Raw genomic sequence first — 21,343 nt, forward strand, 5'->3', positions numbered from 1 at the left:
CCATCATTCACCGGGAGCGGTGGCCGCCGCGACCGCAGCCCGCAGGATCACGACGGTCGACGTCGCCCCCGGGTCCTGGTGCCCGATGCTCCGTTCGCCCAGGTAGCTCGCGCGCCCCTTGGTCGCGAGCAGGGGGACCGTCGCGAGCGCGCCGGCCTCGGCCGCGGCGAGCGCCGCCTCGAGGACACCCACGGGGTCGGCGCCGGAGTCCGCCGCCGCGACCGCGGCGTCGACCGCGGGCTGCCAGGCGTCGACCATGGTCTTCTCCCCCGGCGCGGCCTTGCCGCGCGCGGTGATGCCCTCGAGCGCCCCCTCGAGCAGCGCGACCACGGCCGAGGAGTCGAGCTCCGCCAGTCCCGTGACCTTGGCCGCTCGCAGGAACGCGGTGCCGTAGAGCGGCCCCGACGCGCCTCCGACCGAGGACATGAGCGTGGTCGCCACGAGCTTGAGCACGTCGCCGATCTGAGCGGGCTCGGCCTCCAGCCCGTCCAGCTTGGCGACGACCGCCTGGAACCCCCGGTTCAGGTTCTCGCCGTGGTCACCGTCACCGATCTGACGGTCCAGCTCGGTGAGCTCGTCCCGCGCCGACACGATCATCGTCGCCGTGTCCCTCATCCAGCGCACAGCCCACGCAACGTCCAGCGTCATCAATCGCCCTTTCCCTACGGGTCGGGGCGGTTCGCGAGAACCGCCCCGGTTGCGCCGTCCCCCGGCTCTCGGGGGTCGGCCGGAGTCACCACCGCAGAGCGGCGGTGTGCACGGGCGCGTCCCAGAGCGCGGTCAGCTCGTCGTCCAGCCGGAGCACGGTGACCGAGGCCCCTTGCATCTCCAGCGAGGTGACGTAGTTGCCCACGAGCGAGCGGGTGACCGCCACGCCGCGCGCCTCGAGCAGCCTCCTCGCCTGACGATAGACGACGTAGAGCTCGGACTGGGGCGTACCGCCCATACCGTTAACGAACAGCAACACTCGCTCGCCGTCCTCGAGCCCAAGGTCCTCCGCCACGGCGTCGACGAGCATGCCCGTGATCTCGTCCGCGGGGGCCAGGGGGATGCGGTGACGACCCGGCTCGCCGTGGATGCCGATGCCGATCTCGATCTCGTCGTCGCCGAGGTCGAAGCTGGGCTTGCCCACGTGCGGCACGGTGCACGCGCTCAGCGCCACCCCCATCGAGCGGACGTTGGCGACGACCCGGCCGGCGATCTCGGTGACCTTGCCCAGGTCGTCACCGCGGTCCGCGGCGGCCCCGGCGATCTTCTCGACCGCGACGGTCCCGGCCACCCCGCGCCGCCCGGCCGTGTAGAGCGAGTCCTCGACCGCGACGTCGTCGTTGACGAGGATGCTCGCGGCCTGCGTGCCCTCCGCCTCGACGAGCTCGAGCGCGGTCTCGAAGTTGAGCACGTCGCCCGTGTAGTTCTTGACGATCGCGAGCACGCCCGCGCCCGAGTCGGCGCCGAGGATCGCGGGCACGATCTGGTCCGGAGTGGGCGAGGTGAACACCGCGCCGGGCACGGCGGCGTCGAGCATCCCGGCCCCCACGAAGCCGGCATGCAGGGGTTCGTGCCCTGCGCCGCCCCCGCTGACGAGCCCGACCTTTCCCGGCACCGCACCGCCCGCGCGCGAGACGTACAGCGGCGCGCGATGGACCTCGACCAGGTCGGCGTGAGCCAGCTCGAACCCGTCGAGCGACTCGGTCACCGCGTCCTGCGGGTCGTTGAGCAGCTTCTTCATGGCGCATCCCTTCGTCGGACTGCTGCGGCACCGGGCGGCCGCGTGCACTGCTCGCGCACCGGTGACGCGTGCCCCCGGTGCCCGTCCCCCCATCAAACACCCCCGCGCGGCACCCGGCACGCAGGGAGCCGGACCGTCACCGGATGGGCGGCCTCGGCGCCGGGAGAGCCGCCCGCCCGACGACGCAGGGCGCCCCTCGTCCGAAGGGCGCCCTGCGTCGTGGTCGTGCGGGAGGTGTCAGCCGCGGCCGAGCAGGATCCGCACGTCGGCCGCGGTGATCACGGACCCGGTCACGAGGACGCCGGTCCCGACGCCGACGCCGACCGAGTCGTCACGCTCGGCCAGGTCGACCGCGATCGCGAGCGCCTCGTCGAGCCGCTCGGCGGAGTGGACCCGGTCCTCCCCGAACACGTCGATCGCGATCTCCGCGAGATCCGTGGGGTCGGCCGAGCGTTCGGCCGAGTTGCGCGTCACGACGATCTCGGCGAGCACGGGCTCGAGCACCGAGAGGATCTGCTCGGAGTCCTTGTCGCCCATGATCGCGACGACCCCGATGAGGCGCTCGAACTCGAACGCCTCGTCGAGCGCCGCGACGAGCGCCTCGGCGCCCGCGGGGTTGTGGGCTGCGTCGACGATCACGGTCGGGCTCGACCGCAGGACCTCGAGACGACCGGGCGAGGACACGTCGCCGAACGCGGCCTCGACGACCCCGCCGTCGAGCGCGCGACCGCCCGAGAGCAGCGCCTCGGTCGCCGAGAGGGCGAGCAGGGCGTTGTGCGCCTGGTGCTCGCCGATCACGGGCAGGAAGATCTGCGTGTACAGGCCTGCCGGGGTGCGCAGGTCGACGACCTGTCCCCCGACCGCGGGCGTGCGTCCCGCGACCGCGATGTCCTGGCCCTCGCGCAGCACGCGGGCGTCCTTGGCGGCGGCCGCCTCGATCACGATGGCCTCGGCCACGTCGCTCTGCTCGGCGAGCACGACGACCGCGCCGTCCTTGACGATCCCGGCCTTCTCGGTCGCGATCTCCTCGATCGTGTGGCCGAGCCAGCGCGTGTGGTCGATCGAGATGGGCGTCACGATCGCGACGTCACCGTCCACGACGTTGGTCGAGTCCCAGCGCCCGCCCATGCCGACCTCGACGATCGCGACGTCCACGGGGGCGTCGGCGAACGCGGCGAAGGCCATGACCGTGAGCACCTCGAAGAAGCTCAGCCGCGGGCCGCCTGCCTCCTGCGACTCACGGTCGACGACGCCGACGTACGGCGCGACGTCCTCCCAGGTCTCGACGAAGCGCGCCGGGGTCAGGGGCTCGCCGTCGATCGCGATGCGCTCGGTGACCGACGTCAGGTGCGGGCTCGTGAAGCGTCCGGTGCGCAGGCCGTGCTCGCGCACGAGCCGCTCGACCATGCGCGAGGTCGACGTCTTCCCGTTGGTCCCCGTGATGTGGATGCTCCGGTACGCCTTCTGGGGGTCGCCCAGGAGCTCGAGGACCCGCTGCACGCGGTCGAGCGTCGGGTCGATGTCGTGCTCGGGGGCCCGGTCCATGATGTGCGCGTACACCGTGGCCAGGTCCTCGAGCGCTGCGGTCTCCTCGGCCGTGCGCTGGTGCGCGGCGCCGCCGGGCCGCCGCGCGTCCTTGTCGCCAGGACGCTCGCCGGCGCCCCGACCCAGGCGGATGCCGCTCACGCCTGCACCTCCGTCGTCCCGGACACCGCGGCGTCGGAGGCTGCCTTGGTCACGAGGACCTGGCGCTCGTCGGTCGGCGACAGGTCGATCGTGACGCTCATGGCGAGGGTCTCGCCCGCGATGAGCTCGCGGTGGTCCTCGACCGCGCCCTGCCAGGGGCCGGGCACGGAGAGCGACAGGTCGATCCGGTCGGAGACGTCGAGACCGGCGGCCTTGCGGGCGTCCTGGACCTCGCGCACGATGTCGCGCGCGTACCCCTCGGCCAGCAGCGCGTCGTTCAGCTCGAGGTCGAGGACCACGAACCCACCCGTGGGCAGCACGGCCGCGGCGATCGACGGCGCCGACGGGTCGACCTCGTCGTGGCCCTGCTCGGCGAGCACCACGGTCGTCAGCTCGTACTCCGACCCGAGGAGGGGGACCTCGCCGTCGGGCGTCTCGACGACGACGAACCCGTCGTCGCCCACGCGCCACGCACCCGCCTTGGCGGCCTTGATGACCGCCTGGACGCCGCGGCCCAGGCGCGGACCGGCGGCCCGCGCGTTGACCGTGAGCTTCTGCGAGACGCCGAACTCGTCGGCCGCACCGGACTCGAGGTCGAGGAAGCGCACGGACTTGACGTTGAGCTCACGGGCCAGCAGGTCGGCGTAGGGCGCGAGCGCGGCCGGGTCCTCGGTCACGACCGTCAGCGTGCTCAGGGGCTGGCGCACGCGCAGCGAGTGCGCCTTGCGCAGACCGAGCGAGAGGGAGGCCACCGACCGGACGAGGTCCATCGAGGAGACGAGCGCGTCGTCGGCGACCAGGACGCCCGCGAGCGAGTCGGCGGAGGTCTCGGCGGGCCCCTGCGCCGCCACGCTCGGCCAGTCCGTCAGGTGCACGCTGCGCCCGCCCGTGAGCCCACGCCAGACCTCCTCCGCGAGCAGAGGGGCGAGCGGCGCCATGACGCGCGTGAGGACCTCGAGAGCCGTCCACAGCGTGTCGAACGCGTCCGCGTCCTCGTCCCAGAAGCGGTCGCGCTGCGTGCGGACGTACCAGTTGGTCAGCACGTCGAGGTGCTCGCGGACCGCCTCGCACGCCCCCGCGATGTCGTACGTGTCGAGCTGGGTCGTCACGGTCTCGACCAGGTCGTGCGTGCGGGCCAGCAGGTAGCGGTCGAGGGCCGGGAGGTCCGCGACGCGCTCGGGGGCGACGCGCTGCGCGGTGTACCCCGCGCCGTCGGCGGCGTTGTTCGAGTAGAGCGTGAAGAAGTAGTACGTGCTCCACAGCGGCAGCAGCACCTGGCGCACCGAGTCGCGGATGCCCTCCTCGGTGACGATGAGGTTCCCGCCGCGCAGGATGGGCGAGCTCATGAGGAACCATCGCATCGCGTCGGAGCCGTCGCGGTCCAGGACCTCGGAGACGTCCGGGTAGTTGCGCAGCGACTTGCTCATCTTGCGGCCGTCGGAGCCGAGCACGATCCCGTGCGAGACGGCCGAGCGGAACGCCGGGCGGTCGAACAGGGCCGTGGCCAGGACGTGCAGCGTGTAGAACCAGCCGCGGGTCTGGCCGATGTACTCGACGATGAAGTCGCCCGGGTAGTGGTGCTCGAACCAGTCGGCGTTCTCGAACGGGTAGTGCACCTGCGCGAACGGCATGGAGCCCGAGTCGAACCACACGTCCAGGACGTCGGGGATGCGGCGCATGACGGACTTCCCGGTCGGGTCGTCCGGGTTGGGGCGCGTCAGGTCGTCGATGAAGGGGCGGTGCAGGTCCGTGACGGGCACGCCGAAGTCCGCCTCGAGCTCGGCGATCGAGCCGTAGACGTCGATGCGCGGGTGGTTCGCGTCGTCCGAGACCCACACGGGGATGGGCGTTCCCCAGTAGCGGTTGCGCGAGATCGACCAGTCGCGCGCGCCCGCGAGCCACTTGCCGAACTGGCCGTCGCGGATGTGCTCGGGCGTCCAGGTGATGTCCTGGTTGAGCTCGACCATGCGGTCGCGGAACTCGGTCACGCGCACGAACCAGCTCGAGACCGCCTTGTAGATCAGGGGGTTCCGGCAGCGCCAGCAGTGCGGGTAGGAGTGCTGGTAGGTCTCGTGGCGCAGCACGACGGCGCGCGAGGCGGCCTCGACGCGTGCGAGCGGGCCGGTGCCCTCCTTGAGGTCCTTGATGACCTTGGGGTTGGCGTCGAAGACCTGCTCGCCCGCGTAGTCGGGGACCGCGTTGGTGAATCGCCCCCGGGCGTCGACGGGCACGACGGGCACGATCCCCGCGGCGTCGCACACGGCCATGTCGTCCTCGCCGAAGGCGGGGGCCAGGTGGACGATGCCCGTGCCGTCCTCGGTCGTCACGAAGTCGGCCACGAGCACCTGGTGGGCGTTGGGCCAGCCCGCCGCCGAGCGGTCCGTGAAGTAGTCGAAGGCCGGGGTGTAGCGCAGGCCCGCGAGGTCGGCGCCCTTGACCGTCGCCAGGACCTCCGCGTCCTCGCCGAGCTCCTTGACGTAGGCGCCCAGCCGGGCGGCCGCGAGCACGACCGTGTCGCCCGCCACGGCCGAGTCGGCACCGGCGCGCACCACGACGTAGTCCACGTCCGGCCCGACGGCGACCGCCAGGTTCGAGGGCAGCGTCCAGGGGGTCGTGGTCCACACGAGGACGAGGGCACCGGCTGCGGCTGCGGCGACGCCGTCCGTGACGTCGGCGGAGAGCCGGAACCCGACCGTGAGCGCCGGGTCCTGGCGCGACTGGTACACGTCGTCGTCCATGCGCAGCTCGTGGTTCGACAGCGGCGTCTCGTCACGCCAGCAGTACGGCAGCACGCGGTAGCCCTCGTACGCGAGCCCCTTGTCGTACAGGCGCTTGAACGCCCAGATGACCGACTCCATGAAGGTGATGTCGAGCGTCTTGTAGTCGTTCGCGAAGTCGACCCAGCGCGCCTGGCGCGTCACGTACTCCTTCCACTCGTCCGTGTACTTGAGCACGGACTCCCGGCAGGCCTCGTTGAACGCGGCGATGCCCATGGCCTCGATCTGGGACTTGTCGGTGATGCCCAGCACGCGCTCGGCCTCGAGCTCGGCCGGAAGGCCGTGCGTGTCCCAGCCGAAGCGGCGCTCGACGCGCTTGCCCCGCATGGTCATGTAGCGCGGCACGACGTCCTTGGCGTAGCCCGTCAGGAGGTGGCCGTAGTGCGGCAGGCCGTTCGCGAACGGAGGGCCGTCGTAGAAGACGAACTCGTTGTCGCCGTCCTGGCCCGCCTCGCGGTGCTCGATCGACGCACGGAACGTGTCGTCCTGGGACCAGTACGACAGCACGCCACGCTCGAGCGCGGGCAGGTTCGGGCTGGCGGGGATCTGGTGGCCCTGACCGTCAGGGGCGGTGTCGTCGGTGCGGTGCAGAGGGTAGGCCATGGCTCAGTGGCTCCATCGTGAGTGGCAGGCGGTGGTCCGGGACGTGCTCGTGCGAGGACGACCACCCTTCCCTGGTTCCCGAGGGAGAAGGCGAGCCGCGGTACCACCCCGCTTGCCGTCGTCGGGCACCGTGAGCACCCGAGCGGCGACCGCTCGACACGGCTGTGACGGGCCTACCCGTCCGGTTCTACTGGGGTCCCGCGCGGCGGGACCTGTTCTTCCGGAGGCTCACCGGTGATGGCCGGGTCGATGCCTGTGGCCCCATGATAACGCGCCGCCCGACGAGCGCGCCGAGGCCGGTCGGCCCGCGAAGGGGCTCCCGGGCAACGCGCGTGGTCCGACACCCCAGGTGCCAGGCGCGTCTTCGGCACCGGACCGGTCGTACGCGGGGCGGGGGCGGGCCGCCGAGCTTTCGGGGGACTTCCCCCTGTCGCCGGGGTCGCGCGGGACGGGACGCTGGAGGCGAAGGGCGACGGCACGCTCGCCCGTCCTCCTGCCCCACCCCGACCCGAGAACGAGGCGACGATGCCCACTCCCTCCGAGGCGACGTCCTCCACCACCGCCACCACCACAGCGACGGGCCGCCCGAGCACCCCCCGTCCCGACCGTCCCCCGCACCCGGCCGATCCCGAGCGACCAGCCGGACGCACCCGTCGCTTCCGGCCGGGCCTCGTCTGGGTCGCGCTCAGCTCGATCGCGATGGCCGCGGTCCTGCTCACCTCCTACACGGGCGCGACGCTCGACGAGCTCGCACAGGACGACAAGGGCCTCGCGTCGACGTTCGCGAACCGCCCGCCCGCGATCCAGCTCGCGTTCTACCTGCACATCGCGTTCGCCGGGATCGCGCTCCTGGTGGGCCCGCTGCAGTTCGTCTCCCGCTGGCGCCGCCGCGCCCCGCGCCTGCACCGCGTGCTGGGCAGGGTCTACCTGGTCGGGGTCGGCGTGGGTGCGCTCACCGGCCTCGTCATCTCGACCGCGAGCTCGGTGGCCTTCCTCGGCTTCTTCGGGTTCGGGACGCTCGCGGCGCTGTGGGCGTGGACGGGCTGGAAGGCCTACCGCGCGATCCGTGCGGGGCGCGTCGCCGAGCACCAGGCGTGGATGATCCGCTGCTTCGCCCTCACCTACGCCGCCGTGACGCTGCGCCTGTGGATCGGGGTCCTCATGGTCGTCCAGGTGCCGTTCGCGGGCCCCGACGCCGACCCGGGAGTGCTGTTCGAGACCGCGTACGCGCCCGTCGCGTTCCTGTGCTGGCTGCCGAACATCGTGCTCGCCGAGTGGCTGATCGCGCGGCGGAACCTGCCCGGGCTGCGCATGAGCGCAGGTACGGTCGGTGCACGCGCCGCGGCCTGAGGCGCCTACCTGCTCCGCGAGGAGTCCCGGCGCCGTGCCCGGTAGGTGTCGATGTCGCGCGCGACGAGCCACTCGATGGTGAGCGGGCTGCCCGGGCCGGGCTGCGCCGTCGGGCCGGGGGACGCCGACGGCGCGACGACGCGCGAGGCCGCGGCGAACCACGGGTCCTGGGCGACGAGGCGGCCGAGGGGGTCGACGTCCCCGGTCACGGCGAACGGGTGGGCGATCAGAGCGAGGTTCATGGGAGGTCCTGGAGTCGAGGCGGGTGCTCACGAGGGCAGACCGACCAGTCCCGGAGAACTGATCGGTGACCATCACGCCCTCTCTTCAGAGGGAGGGGCGTGGCACTGCTCGCTGACACCAGGTCGCGCGCTGCTGGAGCGTCAGCGAGCCCTCAACAACAGCTCGACGCGCGGACCGCCCACGGGCGCACCAGGAGCACTCGGGTGCTCAGGGGGTGCGCGGCGGGGATCACGGGCGTCATCATGCCAGCCGGGCTGCGGCCCGACAAGCGGGTCTCGGCCCGGGCGAGATCACCTGTCCGTGCGCGTCACGAGCGGACCGCGCGCCAGCAGCGTCGTCGACGACTGCGCGACGGGACGCAGCACGAGCGTGTCGATCGCGACGTGCTGGGGCCGTGTCACGGCGAACGTCACGACGTCGGCCACGTCGTCGGCGGTCAGCGGCGCCTCGACGCCGTCGTAGACCGCGTCGGCCCGGGCCTGGTCGCCGTCGAACCGGGTCAGGGAGAACCCCTCGGTGCGCACCATGCCCGGCGCGATCTCCAGGACCCGGATCGGTTCACCGTTGAGCTCGAGCCGCAGGGTCTCGGCGACCGCGGCCTGGGCGTGCTTGGTCGCGACGTAGCCGGACCCGCCGGCGTACGCGTCGTGCCCCGCGGTCGACGTCAGCACGAGGACCGTCCCGAAGCCCGCGCGACGGATCGCGGGCAGGAACGCCTTGGTCACGCGTACGGTGCCCAGCACGTTCGTCTCGAACATCGCGCGCCAACGGTCCAGGTCGCTCGCGTCGATCGGGTCCGTGCCGCTCGCGAAGCCCGCGATGTTGAGCACCGCGTGGACCGGGCCGCGGGCCTCGGCCTCGCGCACGAGGTGTGCGACGTCGTCGTCGCTCGTGACGTCCCCGACCACGGGGTGGGCGCCCGTCTCGACAGCGAGAGCGTCGAGCAGGGCCGCGCGGCGCGCGAACGCGACGACGTCCCACCCTGCGGCACGCAGGTGGCGCACCGTCGCCGCACCGATGCCCGACGAGGCGCCGGTCACGACCGCGCGCAACCGTTCGGTCCCGGTGGCCGACGAGGTGGACAAGGGCGTGGTCTGCGAGGTCGTCACGTGACTACCTTGCCACGCCTCGCGTTGCATCCGACCCCGCCCCGGTGGTCGCTCGCCTCCTGGTCGGCTCCGCTCAGGTCACGGTCACGCCGATCGAGTAGATGCCGCTCGACCCGTCCGGCGCGGGCGGCGCCTTGACGGACGTCTGGACGGTCCCGTCCGCGGCGGTCGCTCGCACCGCGAGGTCGTGGCTACCCTTCTCGGGCGAGGACCATCTCCAGGACCACTGCCGCCAGGTGTCGGCCGAGACCGTCTCCGCGAGCTCCGCCTGCTCCCACTCCCCCTCGTCGACCCGCACCTCGACGCCCGCGATCCCCGTGTGCTGCGACCAGGCAACGCCCGCGACCACCACGTCCCCGTCGGCCCCCGGGGTGACCGAGGCACCGGAGCCCGGCACGTCGATGCGCGAGGACATCTTGATCGGCCCGCGCTGCGACCAGCCGCGCGTCGACCAGTACGCGACGTCGTCGGCGAAGCGCGTGACCTTGAGCTCGACGACCCACTTGGTCGCCGACACGTACCCGTACAGCCCCGGCACGACCATGCGCACGGGGAAGCCGTGCGCGAGCGGCAGCGGCTCGCCGTTCATGCCGACCGCGAGCAGCGACTCCCGGCCGGGGTCCGTCAGCACGTCGAGCGGCGTGCTCGCAGTCCAGCCGTCGGCGCTGCGCGAGAGGACCATGTCGGCGTCGGCGTGCGGCCTGGCCCTCGCGAGCAGGTCGCGCAGCGGGTACCCGAGCCACACCGCGTTGCCGACGAGGTCCCCACCTACCTGGTTGGACACGCACGTCAGGGTCGTCGCGTGCTCGACGAGGGGCAGCGCGAGCAGCTCGTCGTACGAGATCTCGACCTCCTCCTCGACGAGCCCGACGACGCGCAGCCGCCAGTCGTCGGGGTTCACCTCGGGCACGCGCAGGGCCGTGTCGATGCGGTAGAACTCGTCGTTGGGCGTCACGTACGGCGTGAGGCCGGGCACGTCGAGGCTCGCACCCGCAGGCACGACGACGGCCGGGCCGACCGGCGCCGGGAGGCGGATCGCGTCCCGCACCGCGGTCAGTGCCCGCGACCCCGCCGACAGCACGCGCGAGACGCCGCCGACCACGAGCGCGGTCGCCGCGGTCAGGCCCGCGAAGACCAGGAAGGACCGGCGGTCGAGCGCCGCGCGCCGATGCGCCGCGGTGAGCGGGGTCTCGGGCTCGCCGCCGGGTGCGCTCGAGACCGCGAGCGCCGAGCCTCGCCACGCTCGCAGGCGCGCCGCTCCCGTCCGCAGGAGCATGATCCCGACGCCGACCCCGACGACGGTCGGCAGGGCCCACAGGGGCGTCGCGTCGGGTCGGGTGACGGCCGCCAGGACCCCCACGGCACCGACCACGACGAGCAGGACGGTCCCCCACGGCGGTCGCCGCGTCTCGAGGATCCCCGCCGCGACGGCCGCGACCGCCAGCACGACGACGATCCCGAGGAGGAGCACGGTCTTGTCCGCGGTCCCGAACGTCTCGACCGCGAAGTCCTTGAGCCACGGCGGGACCCGGTCGACGACCCCGGCGCCCACGACGAGCACGGGGCTCGACCCTGACCCCACGACGAGCGCGACGACCTCGGCCACGGCGAACGCCCCGAGCGCCGAGGCGATCCCCAGCAGCGGCGCCCACAGGCGCGTCGGGTCGGTACGCCCGCCCCGCCCCCGGGACGCGCGACCGGACGTGCCGGGAGAGGCGGGCTCCGCCGTCGGGCTCATGTGAACACTGTAGGACCGCCCGGAGAAAGCGGGTGGGCGGCTCGACCTACTAGGCTGGGACACGGATCGCGAGCCGCGCTTGGCTCGCCGCAGCGGCCCGTGCTTGGACCGCGGATCCTCGTCGCGGATTGTGGCGCCCTCCCCTCTCGCTTCTCGCCGCGCCGCCGTGTCCTGCACCGGCAGGCGACCTCCCGACCTGGAGTACCGTGCCCACGCTGCGCCCCGTCCGACCGTCCGCCCGACCCTCCCGCCGCGCGCTGCGCGCAGGCCCGACGGCGGCGCTCGTCCTCGTCTCCTCGCTCGCCCTCGCGGGGTGCGCGGGCGGTCAGGAGCTCGCGTCCGGCGAGCCGAGCGAGGGCCCGTCCGGTGCGGCGGAGGCCTCGTCCACCACCTACCCGCTGACGCTCGACAACTGCGGCTTCGACGTCACGTTCGACGCGGCCCCGCGCCAGGTCGTGACGATCAAGTCGAGCACGACCGAGATGATGCTCGCGCTCGGGCTGGGCGACCGGCTCGTGGGGACCGCGTTCCCCGACGGTCCCGTCGCGGAGCAGTGGGCCGGCGCCGCGACCGACCTCCCGGCCGTCGCGACGCCGCTCTCCGACAAGGTCCCGGGTGCCGAGGCCGTGCTGACGCTCGCACCGGACCTCGTGTACGCGGGCTGGGAGTCGAACCTCACGGCCGAGGGCGCGGGCGACCGTACGACCCTCCAACAGCTCGGCGTCCAGACCTACGTCTCGCCCTCGGCCTGCAAGGCCGAGGCGTACAAGCCGAACCCCCTGACGTTCGACGACGTGTTCGCCGAGATCACCGCGGCGGGAGAGATCTTCGACGTCGCCGGGACGGCGCAGGACCTCGTCGCGGCCCAGCGCGCCGAGCTCGACGCGGTGGAGGCCGACGACCGCGGGCTCACGGCCCTGTGGTACTCCTCGGGCTCGGACGTCCCGTACGTCGGGGCCGGGATCGGCGCCCCGCAGATGATCATGGACGCCGTCGGTCTCGAGAACATCGCCGCCTCGGTCCAGGATACGTGGACGCCGTTCTCGTTCGAGGAGATCATCGCCGCCGACCCTGACGTGATCGTGCTCGTCGACTCCGCGTGGAACACGGCGCAGTCGAAGATCGACGCGCTCCAGGCCAACCCCGCGACCGCCCACCTCACGGCCGTGCAGGGCGACCGCTTCCTGACCGTGCCGTTCCCCGCGACCGAGGCGGGCGTCCGCAACGTCGACGCCGTCAAGGACCTCGGCGCGCAGCTCGCGGCGATCACCGTCCCCTGAGGAGCCCCCTGTGCGAACCGCCGTGCCCGTGAGGAGCGCCGAACCGTCGGCGACCCACGCACCCGTCGGGCCGCGGGCGGACCGTCGGCGAGCCACCCCGTGGTGGCTCGCCGGGGCGTCGGTCGCGCTCGTCGTGAGCGTCGTGGTCGCCGTGACGATCGGCCCCGCCGACCTCACGTGGAGCGACGTGTGGCGCTCGGTCGCGACGCACGTCGGGCTCGGCGGGCTGCTCGGCCTCGAACCGCTGCCGCTCCTGCAGGACGGCATGGTGTGGCAGCTGCGCCTGCCGCGCGTCCTGACCGCAGCGGCAGTGGGAGCCGGTCTCGCGATCTGCGGGGGCGTCATGCAGTCCCTCACGCGCAACCCGCTCGCCGACCCGTACCTGCTGGGACTCTCGTCGGGCGCGTCGCTCGGCGCGGTCCTGGTCCTGGTCCTCGGCGTGAGCGTCCTGCTGCCCGTCGCGGCGTTCGGCGGCGCGGTCCTGGCCCTCGTCGCGGCGCTCGCGCTCGCGGGGTCGCTCGGGGCCATCACCCCGACCCGCACCGTCCTCGCCGGCCTCGCGGTGAGCCAGCTCGCAGCCGCAGCGACGTCGTTCATCATCTTCTGGTCCGCGACCGGCGACTCCTACCGCGAGATCCTGTCCTGGCTCATGGGCTCGGTCGCGGGCGCCACGTGGACGTCCGTGGCGATCGCGGGCGGGGCCGTGCTGGTCCTCGGGACGCTGCTCGCGTCGACCGGGTCCGTGCTCGACGCGTTCACGTTCGGCGACACCGCGGCCGCAGGCCTCGGCATCGCGGTGAACCGGACGCGCTGGCTGCTGCTCGTGGGGGTCGCGCTGCTCACGGGAGCCCTCGTGTCGGTGTCCGGGGCGATCGGGTTCGTCGGGCTGATCCTGCCGCACGCCGTCCGGCTCCTGACCGGGGCGCGCCACCGCGTCCTGCTGCCGCTCGCGGCCCTGCTCGGCGGCTCGTTCCTGGTGTGGGCCGACACGCTGGCCCGCACGATCTTCGCCCCGCGCGAGCTGCCTGTGGGCATCCTGACGGCGGCGATCGGCGCGCCCGTCTTCGCGATCATCCTGTGGCGAGGGAGGCGGGCGCTGTGAACACAGCGAGCACGACGAACGCTGCGGATGCTGCGGATGCTGCGGATGCTGCGGATGCTGCGGTCGCCGCCGATGCCACGGCCCCCGGCGCGGACGGCTCTCGTGGGCTGGACGCGGCGCGCGTCTCGTGGTCGGCCGGGTCGCGGCTCGTCCTCGACGGCGTCGACGTGACCGCCCCTCCGGGGGCCGTGAGCGGCCTGCTGGGACCGAACGGGTCCGGGAAGTCGACGCTGCTGCGTGCGATCGCGGCCACGCAGGTCCCCGACGCGGGCGAGATCCGCTTCGACGGTGAGGACCTGCTGGGCATGGGGCGCCGACGCCGCGCACGCCGCCTCGCGCTCGTCGAGCAGGACGCGTCGACCGACCTGCCGATCTCGGTGCTCGACGCCGTGCTGCTCGGTCGCATCCCGCACCGCTCGCTCCTCGCGGGCGACACCGACGCGGACCGCGCGGCCGCCCGCGAGGCGCTCGTCCGCGCCGGGGTCGAGGACCTCGCCGACCGGTCGCTCGCGACGCTGTCGGGCGGCGAGCGCCAGCGCGTGCACATGGCCCGCGCGCTCGCCCAGGCCCCGGCGCTGCTGCTGCTCGACGAACCCACCAACCACCTCGACATCGCGGCCCAGCTCGCGGCCATGACGGTGCTGCGCAAGCTCGCGGCCGACGGCGTCACGGTCCTCGCGGCGCTGCACGACCTCAACCTCGCGGCGGCCGCGTGCGACCACGTCGTGGTGCTGGCGGAGGGGCGCGTCGTCGCCGCGGGCTCGGTGCGGGACGTGCTGGTGCCCGAGGTCGTCGAGCCGGTCTACGGAGTCCGCTGCGACGTGCTGCCCCACCCGCGCACGGGTCGCCCGGTGCTGATGTTCGGCGACTGACCCCGCTGTGCCACCCGTGTCCGCCCCGGTGGCTCCACCCCGGCGGCTCCACCCCGGTGGCGAACATGCGGTTGGCGTCCGTCTCCGGCCCGTTGTCGACGCCAACCGCATGTTCGCGTGACGCCAACCGCATGTTCGAGCCCGGACCCGCGCGAGAGCCCGGACGGCCCTGGGGGCGTGCAGGATGTCGACGAGCCTCAGAACCCGCGCAAGCGTTCGGGCGTGAAACGGAGGACCGCAGAGTACGCCGCGTGGAACTGCGAAGGGCTCATCCCGAGGTCGGCCATGGACCGGGAGTACTTCGCGTCGTAGCGCGATCGTTCGTCGTCGCTCAGGCCCCCCGGGTCCAGGACAAGCCGCCCAGTGAGCACCTGCACGTCCCACCCGGTGGCGGTCGCGTTGAAGTGCAGGGCAGCACGCGGGTTCGCGGAGGCGTTGCGCAGCTTGGCCTTGCGCGGCTCGCTGACGATCACCACGTCGTCGCCGCTGCGCAGCTGCCATACCGGTGTCGGCTGCGGCGTGCCGGTCGGGTCGACCGTCGTGAGCCACACGACGAGGTCCTCGTCGAGTCGCTCGGTCGCTCGTGCCCCCAGCGGGGTGGCGGCGTCGATCGCGGTCACGTCGGCCTTCAGCCCTGGGCCGGGACGCTCGGGCCCAGGCGCGGCCACTCGATCGCGGGGCAGCGGTCCATGACCATGTCCAGGCCGGCCCCCCGCACGCGGGCGAACGCGTCCTCGTCGACCACGCCGAGCTGGAACCAGACGGCCCGGGCGCCGACCTGCACTGCCTGGTCCGCCACCTCGCCCGCGAGGTCGGAGCGCACGAACACGTCCACGACGTCGACAGGGAAGGGGATGTCGGCGAGCGAGGCGTACCCCTGCTCACCGTGCACCGTCTCGGCCGCCGGGTGGACGGGCACGATCCGCTTGCCCTGTCGCTGGAGCAGCCGCGCGACCCCGTACGCCGCGCGGGCCGAGTTGTTCGACAGGCCCACCACGGCCCAGGTCTCGGTGTCCGCGAGGACGCGGCGGATCGTGGCGTCGTCGCCCCAGCTCTGTTCGCTCATACCGGGCCAAACCCCGGCGCGGGAGAGGGTATTCCTGCCCGTCCCCCGGCCCCGTTCCACGACCGGGCCCGACGGCGCCGCTCACCCCACGAGACGCGTCACCAGTCCCAGGGTCAGGAGCAGCGCGGCCACCGCGCACGCGCACGTCCGCACGTGGTTCCAGGCGACCCAGCGCCCGAGGAAGACCTGCCAGACCTGGTCGCGCTCCGCCGTCGGGCTCGTGTGGCGAACCCTCACCCCACCCGACCCTCGACCTGAGGGGGAGGCTTCGCCCGCCCGTGAACCCGAGGTCGAGACCGCCACGTCTGCGGCCTCGAGGCGGTCGTTGAGCGGGACGTTGACGGCCGCGGTCACACCGATCCCGCCCACGAGGTAGACCACCGACGCGGCGAGGACGAGCGGCATCCCCGCGCCGCCGAGCCGCGCCGCGGCGACGACGCCCAGGACCGTCACGAGGCCGGTCGTGACGAGCAGGAGCGCACCGAAGGGCGTCCTGGTCGCGTGCCGGTTGATCGAGGCCATCGCGGCCGCACCGATCTCCGGGGCGACCGACCGCAGCCCCGCCATGACGAAGGTCGAGAACGCGAAGAGCACTCCCCCGACCAGCGCGCAGCCGACGGCCGCGACGACCACGGCCCACCCGAGGGCACCGAGCGTGTCCATCAGTGCACCTCGGAGAACGTCGGCGTGGCCGCGGCGCCGGACGGCGCCGACCAGGCGGCGGCCTCGCGGCGGACGAACTCGGCGAAGTCCCCCGGCTCGCGCCCGAGCGCCTCACGGACCCCGGGGGCCAGGTGCGCGTTGCGTCCGTCGAGGACCTCCTCGAAGAGGTAGCGCACGAGGTCGACGGCGTCGTCCGGGAGTCCCGCCGTGGTCAGGCCGGCCGCGAACTCGTCGCCCGTGACTGTCTTGAGCCGGACGTCCCGGCCGCTCGCCGTACCGATCTCCGCGAGCGCTTCGCCGAAGGTCAGCAGCCGCGGACCTGTGAGCTCGTAGACGCGCCCCTCGTGGCCCGGCTCGGTCAGCGCGGCCACGGCGACCTCGGCCACGTCCTCGACGTCGACGAACGGCTCGACGACGTCCGACACCGGGAGGGAGGCCACGCCGTCGAGCACGGGGCCCAGGAGGAAGCTCTCGCTGAAGTTCTGCGCGAACCACGCGCAGCGCACGACGGTCCGCGCAGGAAAGACGTCGGCGACGAGCCGCTCGGCGCGCTGCGCCTCGGGCTCGCCGCGTCCCGAGAGGAGGACGAACCTCTGGACCCCCTCGAGGGCGGCGACGCGCGCGAAGTCGGCGACGACCTCCGGGATCCCAGGGGCTGCCAGGTCGGGGGCGACGGCGACGTACACGGCGCCGGTGCCGGCGACCGCGGGAACCCAGGTCGTCGGGTCGTCCCAGTCGAGACGCACCTCGGAGCTGCGCGAGACGGGCCGGACGGGGATGCCCGCCGCGGTCAGGCGGGCCGCGACCCGGCGACCCGACTTGCCCGTCGCGCCGACGACGGCGACGAGAGGCGCAGCGGTGGGGACCGCGGGCGAGGGGTGGCGCTGGTGCGTGGTCACGTCGGTCTCCAGTGATCGATGTGGTGCGGTGGACGATGCGGTGCGGTGGTTCGAGTCAACCGGCTCCGGGCGAGACGTTCCATGGCCGAACCGCTCGTCCACATGTCCTTTCGTCTTCCCTCACGCGAGCGGGCGGAGTACCGTCGAGGCATGGACGCTGTCGCCGGACTCCTCGACGGGCCCCGCGCGCGGGGCGCCTTCCTGCTCCGCTCGCTCCTCGCCCCGCCGTGGTCGATGCGCATCGAGGACGAGGCGCCGCTCACGCTCGTACCGGTCGTGCGCGGCTCGGCGTGGATCGGGATGGACGCCGGGCGAGGCCCCGACGAGCCCCAGCTCGAGGCGCACCTCGACGAGGGCGACGTCGCGCTCGTGCGGGGGCCGCGCCCCTACACCGTGGCCGACTCCCCCGGGACGCCGCCCCAGATGGTGAGCGACGCCGTCGGGGTCTGCCGGCCCGTCGGCGACGGCCCGTCCCCGCTCGTGGACCTCGGCGTGCGGACCTGGGGCAACGACCCCGACGGGCCGACCGTGCTGCTGACCGGTACCTACCCGCTCGACGGCGAGGTGGGCGGGCGGCTGCTGAGCGTGCTGCCACCACTGCTCGTGCTGCGCCGAGGCGACCTCGACGCCGACCTCGTGTCGCTGCTCGCACGCGAGGTCTCGCAGGACCGGCCCGGCCAGAAGGCTGTGCTCGACCGGCTCCTCGACATCCTGCTCATCGGCGCGCTACGCGCCTGGCTCGACCGCGGCGACGCCCCCGGGTGGTACCGCGCCGACGCCGACGCCGTGGTCGGGCACGCGCTGCGGCTCATGCACCACGACCCGGCCCGGCCCTGGACGGTCGAGTCGCTCGCGCGGACGGTCGGGCTGTCACGGGCCGCGTTCTCCCGCCGCTTCACCGAGCTCGTCGGTGAGCCGCCCATAAGCTACCTGACCGGGTGGCGACTGACCCTCGCGGCCGACCTGCTGCTGGAACCTGGCGCGACGGTCGGCTCCGTGGCCCGACAGGTCGGGTACGGGACGCCGTTCGCGCTGAGCGCCGCGTTCACGCGGGTGCGCGGCATGAGCCCGACGGCGCACAGGGAGCGTGCAGGGGCGGCGTGACCCGACGCCGGACGGCTCCTCTCCTCCTCTCATCCTCTCATCCTCGCCTCCTCGCCTCCTCGGCGCCGAGCATGCGGTTGGCGTCGTGATACGGGCCCAGGCCGACGACAACCGCATGCTCGTGGGACGACAACCGCATGGTCGGCACGGCAATGCGCCCGCCGACGCATGCGGTGGCCGCACCTCGCCCACGCGCGCACCATGGCTGACATGCCCATCCCGCACGTGATCGCCCGGACCAACCGGCGGTTCCTCAACCCGTTCGTGCTGCGCGTGTCGTCGCGCGTGCCACCGTTCGCGACCGTCCACCACCACGGGCGGCGCAGCGGTCGCCCCTTCGCGACGCCCGTCATGGCGTTCCGCGAACCGCCCTCGCCCGACGCCCCGCGCGAGGTCCGCGTGATCATCGCCCTGACGTACGGCGCCGACGTCGACTGGCTCAAGAACGTCGAGGCCGTCGGGCTGTTCGGGCTCACGCGGGGTGGCCGCGGCTACGTCGTCGACGACCTGCGGCGGTTGCACGGGGACGACGGGCTGCGGCTCGTGCCCGCCGTGATCCGGGTCGCGCTGCGGGGGCTGCGCGTGGACGAGTTCCTCGACGGGCGGGTGGGGCCACCGCGCTGAGGGGTCCGGGCCGCTCCGGCCCCCTGGCCGCCCCGGCGCCCGGAGCACACGGCACCCGCCCAGCTCGGCTGCCATGATGGGGGGCATGGCACACGACCTGTGGTTCACCGGTGACCCGGAAGCCGACACGCTGCTGTCCACCGACCCGTTCGCCCTGCTCATCGGGATGCTCCTCGACCAGCAGGTCACCATGGAGTCGGCGTTCGCCGGGCCGCTCAAGATCTCCCAGCGCATGGGCGGGTTCGACGTGCACCGCATCGCCTCCGCCGAACCCGAGGCGTTCGCCGCGATGGCCGCCACTCCCCCGGCGATCCACCGCTACCCGGGGTCCATGGCGGGCCGCGTGCAGGCCGTGGCGCAGGTCGTCGACGAGCAGTACGACGGCGACGTCACACGGATCTGGACCGACCCCGGGCCCGACGGCGGCACGCCCGACGGCCCGCTCGTCCTCACGCGGCTCAAGGCCCTGCCGGGGTTCGGCGAGCAGAAGGCGAAGATCTTCCTCGCGCTCCTCGGCAAGCAGTACGGCGTCCAGCCCGCGGGGTGGCGCGAGGCTGCGGGCGCGTACGGCGAGGAGGGCGCGCGACGCTCGATCGCCGACGTCGTCGACCAGCACTCGCTCGACCAGGTGCGCGAGACGAAGAAGGCGGCCAAGGCCGCGGCGAAGGCAGAGCGGGCCGCCAAGGGCTGAGCCCCCGTCGCCGAGGGATCCGCCTCTGCCCGACGGCGTCTCCGGCGCACGGTCAGGCAGGTGCGCACCACGATCCGCATTCCAAGCGTTCCGCGGCAGTCGACGGTCGCACCGTGACGCCGTTCGGCGGAGGCGTCACGTGACACCTACGTCGCTACGGCACCCCAACCGTGGCGGTCGGTCGTGGCAGCGATGGGAGACGCGCATGCGGGACGTCGCCCGCTTCGGGGGCTCGCGGGCGGCAGACGCGGTTCAGAGGGGTCGCGCGCCCAACAGGGCCGCACGGGCGAGCACGACGCCGTCGGGCAGGGGTAGGCTGCCCCGTGCACCGCGAGTGGATCGCCCCAGAGCACTGGCCCGGTCGAGGACGGTTCGCGTCAGCTCGGCGGCGAGAGCGATCGCATGGTGGTCGAGCGTTCGGCCGTCTCGGTGCGCCCACCCGAGCGAGGCCATCGCGGCTTCACGTCGCCGCTGAGCGGCATACACGATGCCCGACGGCGACTCGCCCCTTGCATCGTCGCCCTCCGTCGCAGCGGGGCCGGGTGAGTCGGGGTCCCGCAAGCCAGTTGGCTTCCCTCCGGCGGGTGTGGAGACGTTCGTGGGCAGGCCCGCGATCTCCAGCAGCATGACGAGCCCGGCGTCGTGCCTGGCGACGGCTTTCTCCAGCGGGAGACGGTCGGCGATGTGCGCGAACAGTCCTTCGGGGTCGGCTGCGAGCGCACGGGCCGCACGGGTCGTGGTCAGGCGGCCCTTGACCTTGCGAACCAGGCCGAGCGCCTGTGCGCACTCACGGAATGCGAGGACGGGATAGGTCGTGGCCTCGCGGTTCCTGGTGCCGATCCACTCACCGGCGAGGTTCAGCTCAGCAGCGACGGCTTCCACGTCAGTCGGGCGCAGGTAACCCGCGGAGGTCAGGGCCACGCCATCGACGCCGACGTGGCGGATGAACCAGGCGTAGGGCGCGGTGATACGCGAGGCCGTGGCCCTGTCCGGCCACTCGAACGACGCAGACTCGGGCAGGTTCGCCAACGCGATGAGTGCCTGCAGCGGGCGGCGGTCCCACGCACGGTTGACCATCTCCTCGAGAGGGGCCGACAGCGTGGGCCTCGCACGCCCTAGCGACGCGACGATGCGTGCCGAGGAAGAGAGGTCGAACCGATCCATGGCGGCGAGCACCTGTCCAGGCGCGAGGCCCGGGTAGTGCCAGTCGAGGCTCTCGCGCGCGTCGGGGTCCTGAGTCGCGAGTCCCCTGTTGAGACGCGACGCGTCAGCGCGCAACCCTTCGTAGCCGGGGACGCCACCGCAGTCCTCGGGCGGGCCGGCTCGGGCGCCGTCGACGAGGCGAAAAGGCGTCCCGATCGCCGGGTCTGCTGGTGGCGGACCGACCGCCTCGAGGCGCAGGGTGTGCTCCCAGCCGTCGCCGTAGTCGTAGAGGTAGACGAGCGAGTCGCCAAGCTCCTTCATCAGATCGCCCACCTGAACGGACGACTCCCGACGTCCCTCCTCTCCCGCGTCGACGCTGTCGTCGGGCAGGAACCGGCGGGCAGGACCATCGGCCCAGAAGTCGGTGCGCGCAAACCCGTGCAGGTGCACGTCCGCCCACCCCATCGCCGCTTGAAGGGCAGCATGCAGCTGCGCAAGGGTCGCCGAGGCCGGGACGTCGAGAGCGCGCCACACGGGAGGCACGACGTCGACCAGCTCGACGCGGATGCGGAGCCTCTTCGCGGTGGCGAACGACGAGTGGGCGGGCCAGGTCGGGGATGCGGTTGGCACGGAATCAAGGCTAGCGGGTGGGGCGGACACGGCA

Annotated in this window: 19 protein-coding genes; 7 read left to right on the top strand and 12 right to left on the bottom strand. The window is 73.3% G+C overall.

From position 1 onward, the window contains the following. Positions 1-3: 3 nt before the first annotated feature. The 4 genes from dhaL to ileS form a co-directional block, all read right to left on the bottom strand. Positions 4-648, bottom strand: a complete 645-nt coding sequence (gene dhaL, locus IE95_RS0105475) for a dihydroxyacetone kinase subunit DhaL (protein ID WP_030150628.1) — start codon at positions 646-648, stop codon at positions 4-6. Between the two features lie 85 nt (positions 649-733). Next, positions 734-1,729 (bottom strand): dihydroxyacetone kinase subunit DhaK, encoded by a 996-nt coding sequence (dhaK, locus tag IE95_RS0105480; RefSeq protein WP_030150629.1) that lies wholly within the window; start codon positions 1,727-1,729, stop codon positions 734-736. A gap of 237 nt (positions 1,730-1,966) precedes the next feature. After that, positions 1,967-3,415: a bifunctional folylpolyglutamate synthase/dihydrofolate synthase gene (locus tag IE95_RS0105485; RefSeq protein ID WP_420819367.1), complete on the bottom strand. Its 1,449-nt coding sequence runs from the start codon at positions 3,413-3,415 to the stop codon at positions 1,967-1,969. Beyond that, complete coding sequence (gene ileS, locus IE95_RS0105490) at positions 3,412-6,795, bottom strand: isoleucine--tRNA ligase (protein ID WP_030150631.1); 3,384 nt, start codon at positions 6,793-6,795, stop codon at positions 3,412-3,414. Before ileS ends, IE95_RS0105485 begins: the two co-directional genes overlap by 4 nt. A gap of 525 nt (positions 6,796-7,320) precedes the next feature. On the opposite strand from ileS, the gene IE95_RS0105495 reads away from it, so the two are divergent. Continuing rightward, positions 7,321-8,145, top strand: a complete 825-nt coding sequence (locus IE95_RS0105495; protein ID WP_084689850.1) for a DUF2306 domain-containing protein — start codon at positions 7,321-7,323, stop codon at positions 8,143-8,145. A 5-nt stretch (positions 8,146-8,150) separates the two neighbouring features. Here IE95_RS0105495 and IE95_RS0105500 read toward each other — a convergent pair whose 3' ends face one another. The 3 genes from IE95_RS0105500 to IE95_RS0105510 all read right to left on the bottom strand — a co-directional run bounded on the left by IE95_RS0105500 (position 8,151) and on the right by IE95_RS0105510 (position 11,235). After that, entirely contained in the window at positions 8,151-8,387 is a 237-nt protein-coding gene (locus tag IE95_RS0105500; protein WP_030150633.1) for a hypothetical protein, read from the bottom strand. A gap of 291 nt (positions 8,388-8,678) precedes the next feature. Then, positions 8,679-9,497 (bottom strand): SDR family oxidoreductase, encoded by an 819-nt coding sequence (locus IE95_RS0105505; protein ID WP_240666226.1) that lies wholly within the window; start codon positions 9,495-9,497, stop codon positions 8,679-8,681. Between the two features lie 73 nt (positions 9,498-9,570). Beyond that, positions 9,571-11,235 carry a molybdopterin-dependent oxidoreductase gene (locus IE95_RS0105510; protein WP_084689852.1) on the bottom strand — a complete coding sequence of 555 codons (1,665 nt, stop codon included), beginning with the start codon at positions 11,233-11,235 and terminating at the stop codon, positions 9,571-9,573. Between the two features lie 215 nt (positions 11,236-11,450). On the opposite strand from IE95_RS0105510, the gene IE95_RS0105515 reads away from it, so the two are divergent. The 3 genes from IE95_RS0105515 (at position 11,451) to IE95_RS0105525 (ending at position 14,489) form a co-directional block, all read left to right on the top strand. Further along, the gene (locus IE95_RS0105515; RefSeq protein WP_030150636.1) at positions 11,451-12,515 is read left to right on the top strand and encodes a putative F420-0 ABC transporter substrate-binding protein; all 1,065 of its coding nucleotides are present in this window, start codon (positions 11,451-11,453) and stop codon (positions 12,513-12,515) included. Positions 12,516-12,525: 10 nt separating this feature from the next. Further along, on the top strand, positions 12,526-13,617 hold the full coding sequence (locus IE95_RS0105520) for a putative F420-0 ABC transporter permease subunit (protein ID WP_030150637.1): 1,092 nt from the start codon (positions 12,526-12,528) through the stop codon (positions 13,615-13,617). A 107-nt stretch (positions 13,618-13,724) separates the two neighbouring features. Then, positions 13,725-14,489: a putative F420-0 ABC transporter ATP-binding protein gene (locus tag IE95_RS0105525; protein ID WP_030150638.1), complete on the top strand. Its 765-nt coding sequence runs from the start codon at positions 13,725-13,727 to the stop codon at positions 14,487-14,489. A 197-nt stretch (positions 14,490-14,686) separates the two neighbouring features. Here IE95_RS0105525 and IE95_RS0105530 read toward each other — a convergent pair whose 3' ends face one another. The 4 genes from IE95_RS0105530 to IE95_RS0105545 form a co-directional block, all read right to left on the bottom strand. Next, entirely contained in the window at positions 14,687-15,109 is a 423-nt protein-coding gene (locus tag IE95_RS0105530; RefSeq protein ID WP_030150639.1) for a TIGR03667 family PPOX class F420-dependent oxidoreductase, read from the bottom strand. Positions 15,110-15,117: 8 nt separating this feature from the next. Then, entirely contained in the window at positions 15,118-15,555 is a 438-nt protein-coding gene (locus IE95_RS0105535) for a CoA-binding protein (protein WP_030150640.1), read from the bottom strand. A gap of 81 nt (positions 15,556-15,636) precedes the next feature. Next, positions 15,637-16,218 carry an anthrone oxygenase family protein gene (locus tag IE95_RS0105540; protein WP_051702768.1) on the bottom strand — a complete coding sequence of 194 codons (582 nt, stop codon included), beginning with the start codon at positions 16,216-16,218 and terminating at the stop codon, positions 15,637-15,639. Continuing rightward, positions 16,218-17,117: a Rossmann-fold NAD(P)-binding domain-containing protein gene (locus IE95_RS0105545; RefSeq protein ID WP_051702769.1), complete on the bottom strand. Its 900-nt coding sequence runs from the start codon at positions 17,115-17,117 to the stop codon at positions 16,218-16,220. The genes IE95_RS0105540 and IE95_RS0105545 overlap by 1 nt, the downstream gene beginning before the upstream one ends. Positions 17,118-17,267: 150 nt before the next feature. Here IE95_RS0105545 and IE95_RS0105550 point away from each other — a divergent pair, with 150 nt between their 5' ends. From IE95_RS0105550 to IE95_RS0105560, 3 genes are all read left to right on the top strand, one after another. Continuing rightward, complete coding sequence (locus IE95_RS0105550) at positions 17,268-18,221, top strand: AraC family transcriptional regulator (RefSeq protein ID WP_030150643.1); 954 nt, start codon at positions 17,268-17,270, stop codon at positions 18,219-18,221. Positions 18,222-18,431: 210 nt separating this feature from the next. Further along, entirely contained in the window at positions 18,432-18,845 is a 414-nt protein-coding gene (locus tag IE95_RS18690; protein ID WP_129429379.1) for a PNPOx family protein, read from the top strand. A gap of 85 nt (positions 18,846-18,930) precedes the next feature. Next, on the top strand, positions 18,931-19,536 hold the full coding sequence (locus IE95_RS0105560) for an HhH-GPD-type base excision DNA repair protein (RefSeq protein ID WP_036571093.1): 606 nt from the start codon (positions 18,931-18,933) through the stop codon (positions 19,534-19,536). Positions 19,537-19,788: 252 nt separating this feature from the next. On the opposite strand, the gene IE95_RS0105565 is transcribed toward IE95_RS0105560, so the two are convergent. Continuing rightward, positions 19,789-21,309, bottom strand: coding sequence for a plasmid pRiA4b ORF-3 family protein (locus IE95_RS0105565; protein ID WP_164984116.1), 1,521 nt, complete (start codon positions 21,307-21,309; stop codon positions 19,789-19,791). Positions 21,310-21,343: the final 34 nt, after the last annotated feature.

Source organism: Oerskovia turbata, from assembly GCF_000718325.1.
GTDB classification, from domain to species: Bacteria; Actinomycetota; Actinomycetes; order Actinomycetales; family Cellulomonadaceae; genus Oerskovia; species Oerskovia turbata.